A 4,720-nucleotide genomic window follows, 5' to 3' on the forward strand; every position below is an offset into this window, starting at 1 on the left:
GGTAAATATGACGCTTGGTGTGAGGATATAAAACATGAGGTATATTCAGAATGTCCAATCGAATTCCCGTTACCAGAAGATTTTGAATTTGAGGTTTATTTTTCAGAGCTTGAAATGACTTGGTTTCTTAAAGAGAATAAACGTTTTTTCAGAGATGTAAAAGATTGTGATTTATCATTCGATGAAAGAATTGATATTTTGACTAAACTTGTAAAATCAAAAATCGAAGGTAGATTTGAAAGACTTATTTTACATCTAACGCTTACAAAATGTGAGAATCCGAATTCCGTTTGGAATATTCGCCCATATAATAATTTGTTTGATGAATTTGAAAAGAGATATCAAGAAGAGGGTTGGTAACATGGAGCGTAAACACATTGCCGAAGAAATTCATTTTGATTTAAAAGAGTTGTTTAAAATCTGCGCTGATGTTATTTCTGAATCTAACGAGGGCGAAGACAATCGAGGGGTCTTAAAAGTTGCAAAAGCCCTAATCATGAATACCTCTTACTCGGACGGAAATCATTTTTCTGAAGAAGAGAAATTGTATGAGTTGGCAGATGAATTTCTGGGGGGATTTTACGAAGAAAACGGCATTGAGCAATTATATGATATTGATGATGCTGAGTATTAGGGGAGAGCGCAAGCTCTCTTTTTTGTCTGCAATGCGAAGCGCAGACAATCGGACGTATTCGTCCGACAGGAGCGAAAGAGAAACCTGGCCAGAGGGTTTTGATGAGCGGATAAATGTTTATACGTGAATTTTTTTGAGCGATAAGCGAGAAAAATCAACGTATAAACATTTATCTATCAAAAAAGTGAATTATCTATTTTTTACTTTCATCAAAAAATGGCATACTATTAGTATCGGAAAATTGATTAGATAGAGAGGAATGAGATGAGGAAAAAGAATTTGATTGCAAAAACTGATAAGGAAAAAAAAGAAAGAGAAAGAGGAAATACATTTTTGAGGTGGAAAAGTAAGTTTAATTTTGAGGAGGAAAAGAAGAAAGATTATGAGTTAGAAACTGAGTTATATAAGCATATTAGGATCCAAGACCCAACTTTAGAAATGGGAATCACGGCAGAGATTTAAAAAGTTTGCCATTACATACATTGCATAGTATTTAAAGTTGCACGTGTCCGACACGAGGGGCGGACGGCATAGCCTGAACAATCCTAAAACAGGTATATAACACCCTTTTAGAGAAATGAAATGAAAGGAGTCAATGTGACTGGTGATCTTAAAAAAGAGGGACGCTGGGCTGAAAAGCGTCGCTTACGAAAAGAACGAAAACAGAAAGTTCAACCAAAAGAGAAAAATGAAGTTGTAGAAAGTTATCGTAAGACTGCACGTTTACGATTGCAAGAGATGTATAAAGCAGGTTTTAGATCTAAGCGTTCGAGCGATAAAATGAACGCTGATACACGTAATAAGATTTACTCTAAGAATACCTTTGAGACCTACAAACGCCAATTTAGATACTTTGCGGAGTGGCTCTCAGAAGCCCACAGCGACGCTCTGACGCTTGCTGATGCGAGAGGGTATGTAGATGAGTACCTTCTTCATTTGGTTAAATTAGAGCGTTCTGCGTACAGTATAACGACTGCAAAAGCTGCTTTAGCGAAAGTCTTTCAGACTGAAGCAACTCAATTTATTGATACCCCTCCAAGGGAGCGTGCCAACATTAAACGCTCCAAGGGTCTTGCGGTTCGTGATAAGAACATCTCAAGCAAGACAGAAAAGCAATTATCTATATTTTCTTCTGCAACTGGATTGAGAAGAAATGAGATGATGAATATTGAGAGCAAAGACTTATTTTTCAACGGAGAAAGAGCCTTTCTCAACGTAACAAAAGGTGCAAAAGGTGGAAAGTCCCGAATTGTAGAAATTTGTGGCTCATCTGCAGGTGAAACAAGAGAGATTGTAAAATGGATCCAATCCCGACAAGGGAAATTGTTTCCAAAGCTAAATTCGAACTATGACAACCATTATTATAGAGCCGTCTATGCACAAAGGCTCTATGACGAGTACAAACGTAAAGAAAAAGATATACCGCCAAAAGAAAGGTATATCATGCGAAAAGAAAGGGCTGGCGAGGTTTATGACAAGCAAGCCATGGAAATTGTGTCCAAAAACTTGGGGCATAATCGAATTTCAGTTATTGCACAATCCTATTTGTACAACTAGAAAAAGAATAAAACAGAAAAGGTCTGCTAAACGCAGGCCTTTTTTGTTGCCTATAGGAAGTACAAAAATCTAGTGATAAGTTATAGGTCTGAAAAGTGAGCGTTTATGCCGTGAAAGCTATTTGACAATAAGCAATGACAAAGTACGCTAGGACGGGCCAGCCGAAAGGCTTTAGCGTTTCGGAGGGACACGGACAAAGTACGTCAGTCATTGGTTACTTGTTGTCAAATAGACCATGGAATAAATTAAGCGAACGAGATTTGTTTATTAAACAAATAATTGCAAAACTTTTTTATTTGGAGTATAATGTATTAAAAATAACTACAAGGAGAATTACTTTATGAATAACATTGTTACTACACCAGTTTCTGTGCGATTTAGTCAAGAACTTAACTCTATGTTGAGTACTGTTGTTGAAGAAAATAATACCACTAAAACTGACTTTATCAGACAAGCCGTGGTTGAAAAAATTGAGGATATGTATGATATAAGAATGGCAGATCAAGCTCATAAAGAATGGGTTGATGGAGGGAGAAAAACCATTTCTCATGAAGAAATGATGAAACGTTATGGCTAAATATAAAGTTGAATATGCGGATACTTTTGATAAGGCAATGAAAAAGTTGGATCGTAGAGATCAACGTTTTATCATTCATTGGATCGATCAGCATTTAAATAACGTTGATTTTCCTACCTCTCCAGGGAAGAGTTTGAAGGGAAATTTTTCAGGATATGTTCGATTTCGAGTGGGAAATTATAGAATCATTGCTGAAGTCGATAACGATAAGTTTGTGATTACGAATATGACAGTAGGTCACAGATCAGAAGTTTATAAGATAAGAAAATTTTAAATAGAAAGGTCAACAAAAAAAGAAAAGACCAGTCGGCAAACTGATCTTTTCGTAACGTTTTTTATTTCAATTGTTGAATGTATTATAGCATGAATGAGTTATTAAGTCAAGATTCTCTAACCTCGAAGAGAAATTTTAAGGTGGGGAAAGATGTCTTGAATTTGCACGAAAATTTAACCGCCTCTTCTAACAGGCGGTTAACCCACCAAAGTTTGAGTTTTTTTAATCTGAATTGGTCAATCGATAGAATTACAATCGTAGGATTTTTAAAGAAATTTGATTTCGACCATACTTTTATTACCGAAGATGGGGAAATCATTTACACGAAAGGCGAAGATTTTACACTAGCCCAGGCAATGCCTATTTTAGCTAGGGAAGAGGGCGCTCAAAAAGCTGGCGCTGGTTGGGTTTTATTAGACAAATACGGTGAAAATATCGCTTATGTTGAAGTCTTGCCGTTTTTAGACAAAGCGACAGGACGGGAAAAAGGACGGATAGATTTCAATCCTAATAAAATCGGGCAATTTCTGAAGATAGATTTAAAAGATTTTATTAAGTTGATGTTTGAAGATCCGCACTTTTCACGGGCTGACGTGGCTTGCGACATTATTAATTTAGATGATGAATATGTAAATCAGTACAGATTAGTTGATGCAGTCTCTTTCCGTCCGTACTACGGACAGTCAGGACAATTAGAAACGGCGTATTGGGGTGCTAGGTCGTCAGAAAGGCAAGTCCGACTTTATAATAAACGAGTTGAGCGACTAAAGAAAAAAGAAGTTTTACCAGAAAATGTGAAATGCTGGTGGCGGTTGGAGTTGCAGCTTAGACGAAGTAGAGCGGACGAGTGGGTCAAAGTGGTACATGAAACGCTAGATTCATTCTATTCGCCGTGGTTTATTCCAGAAAGTTTTAAAGCTACCGATCAGATAATGTTAGACGGTTTGCATTCGAATCACGAAAACTGGAACAAACTATCAGATAATTCAAAGAGAAAGTATCGCAAGTTAGCAAGAGAAGTTGCTAAAGAAGATGAATTGACGCAACACTTGAAAGCTAGCTTTTCAGAAAGTGTAGAGCAGTTAGACAAAGAATTGAACAACTGGCTTTACGGTATGACAGTAAACAGAAACGAGGATTAAAAAATGGAAATTAAAGTCAATGTTGAAACCAATGCAGAAGAAAGAGAAGATGTTGAACTATTTGAGCAAGAAAGACGAAAAGAGGAAGAGTTTAAAAATAAACTAGAAGAACAAATCGATTCTTTAATTTCTCAAAACGAAAAAGAGAAATCAAGGATTGAAGATGAAATTCGCAAGTTAGAAATTGAATTAAAAAACAAGATTTGCGAACTGGATGAAGAAAACAAAAAACTTGAGGAAATGAAAGAATCTCCTTACTTCTACACAGATCGTTTTTCTGAATATGACGAAACGCTTAAACAAAATCATGATGAGTACATGACTGCTATGACGAAAAAGAATGATTACCTCAGTCAACACTTTAGCAAAAAAGACTATAGTGATTTTGAATCTGAATTTTATTTTAAGATTTTTAAAGCAATTCGTCCTTACGTTTACACACTTTCAAGACGTGATATGGGTAAATATGACGCTTGGTGTGAGGATATAAAACATGAGGTATATTCAGAATGTCCAATCGAATTCCCGTTACCAGA

Annotated in this window: 8 protein-coding genes; all 8 read left to right on the forward strand. The window is 36.2% G+C overall.

Annotated elements, in window-relative coordinates; translation table 11 throughout:
• Positions 1-360 (forward strand): hypothetical protein (locus I2E70_RS10350; RefSeq protein WP_195424662.1); only part of this gene is annotated, 360 nt, incomplete at its 5' end.
• 1 nt (position 361) lies between these two features.
• Positions 362-634: a hypothetical protein gene (locus I2E70_RS10355; protein WP_195424664.1), complete on the forward strand. Its 273-nt coding sequence runs from the start codon at positions 362-364 to the stop codon at positions 632-634.
• Between the two features lie 279 nt (positions 635-913).
• Positions 914-1,096: a hypothetical protein gene (locus I2E70_RS10360; RefSeq protein WP_195424666.1), complete on the forward strand. Its 183-nt coding sequence runs from the start codon at positions 914-916 to the stop codon at positions 1,094-1,096.
• Between the two features lie 120 nt (positions 1,097-1,216).
• Positions 1,217-2,191: a site-specific integrase gene (locus I2E70_RS10365; protein ID WP_195424668.1), complete on the forward strand. Its 975-nt coding sequence runs from the start codon at positions 1,217-1,219 to the stop codon at positions 2,189-2,191.
• 340 nt (positions 2,192-2,531) lie between these two features.
• The gene (relB, locus tag I2E70_RS10370) at positions 2,532-2,768 is read left to right on the forward strand and encodes a type II toxin-antitoxin system RelB family antitoxin (protein ID WP_155168442.1); all 237 of its coding nucleotides are present in this window, start codon (positions 2,532-2,534) and stop codon (positions 2,766-2,768) included.
• A complete protein-coding gene (locus I2E70_RS10375) occupies positions 2,761-3,042 on the forward strand; it encodes a type II toxin-antitoxin system RelE family toxin (protein WP_155168440.1) in 282 nt (93 codons plus the stop codon). The genes relB and I2E70_RS10375 overlap by 8 nt, the downstream gene beginning before the upstream one ends.
• Before the next feature lie 89 nt (positions 3,043-3,131).
• Positions 3,132-4,184 carry a replication initiation factor domain-containing protein gene (locus I2E70_RS10380; protein WP_229060306.1) on the forward strand — a complete coding sequence of 351 codons (1,053 nt, stop codon included), beginning with the start codon at positions 3,132-3,134 and terminating at the stop codon, positions 4,182-4,184.
• A 3-nt stretch (positions 4,185-4,187) separates the two neighbouring features.
• A partial coding sequence (locus tag I2E70_RS10385) for a hypothetical protein (RefSeq protein WP_229060307.1) occupies positions 4,188-4,720 on the forward strand: 533 nt, incomplete at its 3' end.

Source organism: Streptococcus parasanguinis (genome assembly GCF_015556095.1).
Lineage (GTDB): Bacteria > Bacillota > Bacilli > Lactobacillales > Streptococcaceae > Streptococcus > Streptococcus parasanguinis_Q.

What these genes read in the sequence shown, in the direction of transcription:
- I2E70_RS10355 (WP_195424664.1), top strand. Translation starts at nt 362, where the DNA reads ATGGAGCGTAAACACATTGCCGAAGAAATTCATTTTGATTTAAAAGAG.
- I2E70_RS10365 (WP_195424668.1), top strand. Translation starts at nt 1,217, where the DNA reads ATGAAAGGAGTCAATGTGACTGGTGATCTTAAAAAAGAGGGACGCTGG.
- relB (WP_155168442.1), top strand. Translation starts at nt 2,532, where the DNA reads ATGAATAACATTGTTACTACACCAGTTTCTGTGCGATTTAGTCAAGAA.
- I2E70_RS10375 (WP_155168440.1), top strand. Translation starts at nt 2,761, where the DNA reads ATGGCTAAATATAAAGTTGAATATGCGGATACTTTTGATAAGGCAATG.
- I2E70_RS10380 (WP_229060306.1), top strand. Translation starts at nt 3,132, where the DNA reads ATGAATGAGTTATTAAGTCAAGATTCTCTAACCTCGAAGAGAAATTTT.